The organism is Streptomyces sp. NPDC059900 (assembly GCF_050270335.1).
Classification (GTDB): domain Bacteria; phylum Actinomycetota; class Actinomycetes; order Streptomycetales; family Streptomycetaceae; genus Streptomyces.
In genome coordinates, this window is the sequence record NZ_JBNNJZ010001110.1 from 1 (window position 1) to 1,288 (window position 1,288).

Below are 1,288 nucleotides of genomic sequence, written 5' to 3' on the forward strand. Positions count from 1 at the left end.
CCACTGGAGGCCGTCGTGCGGCCAGGACCAGGCCGTGCGCTGGCCCAGGCCGCCGATGGGGATCAGCAGGTCGAATGTGTAGACGAGGGGCTGAAAGGGGGCGCCTTCGCCTCGTTTGACCGGGGTGGGGGAGTGAGCGCCGAAGGACAGAGTGCCCAGCAGGGTCAGAGCGAGGAGCCAGACGTCGGCCAGCCAGGGGCGGTAGCCGTAGCCGACGGTCGTGTCGAGCAGGTGACCCCATATGCGAGAGGCCCGGGACAGAGTTTGCCGTCGGTGCCGCTGTTTGGCCAGGAGCACACGGCGGGCGTCGTCGTCGTGGCCGGCCTTCCGGTACCAGCTGGCCAACTGCTCGTAAGGCTGCGGGTTGTAGCCGGGGCTGCGTCGTATCCACGCCACCCGTCGTGCAACGGAGTCGCGCCGTCCCACTGCCTCCCGGCGCCCGCGGCCCTTGTCCGTTTTGATGGATCCGTAGACGAAGCCGTCCAGCTCCACCACTTCCGGCCAGCTGTGATCGCTGTCGTAGAGGTTGGACACCTGTGCACCCCGCAGATCCACGGTGCCGGACGGAGGCTGGGCGAGGGTGAAGTCGAAGTCGACGGCCTGCATCAAGGGAGCGGCCAAGGATGCACCGTGTCCGCCGGGCAGTCCGTTGAGGACGGCTCCCTCGAAGGTCAGATTGTTCGAGATCCGGGTGCCCCGGACCCGTACGGTCCCGTTCGCCGTGAACCCGGCGGAGAAGTCGAACGTCGAGCCCGAGGCGTTGTCCAGGGCGAGCGCCGTCCCGCGCGGGCCGGGACTCACCAGCTGTGCCCCCTGCATGAACAGGCCGCCGGGTAACTGTGCTCCCGGCAGCCGCACTTCACCTCGCGCGACAAACCCGCCGTTGCAGGTCACGCCTCCCTCCATGACCAGGCCGCCGGCGGCCACGGCCCATCCGCCGGGCGCGCTGATCTCGGCGCCGTTGAGGAGCATGCCACCGGTCACCCGGGCGTCGCTCAGGGACAGGGCGGTGCTGACGTGGTTGAAGGGCGAGGACGCCAGCTTCCGCACCACGGAGCGTCGCAGGTCGAGCGTTCCCTCGATCCGGGCCGCATAGGCTTCGATACCCGGTACGTGACTGCCCGTGATCACGAGCGTTTGCGTTGACGCTCCGAGCAGGTTCACCGACTCCTCGAACCAGCAGTCCTCCAGCCAGAGGGCGTACGCGATCTGCGCACCTGCCAGATTGAGGTGTCCGGATATCCGCGCCCCGGCGAGCCGCAGACACGCCACGGCCCCCGGCTGCGCC

The 1,288-nt window shown here is 69.1% G+C and carries 1 protein-coding gene; it reads right to left on the reverse strand.

Annotation, left to right across the window (positions count from 1 at the left end; translation table 11 throughout):
- A partial coding sequence (locus ACQKIP_RS47665; protein WP_427745891.1) for an oxidoreductase occupies positions 1-1,288 on the reverse strand: 1,288 nt, incomplete at both ends.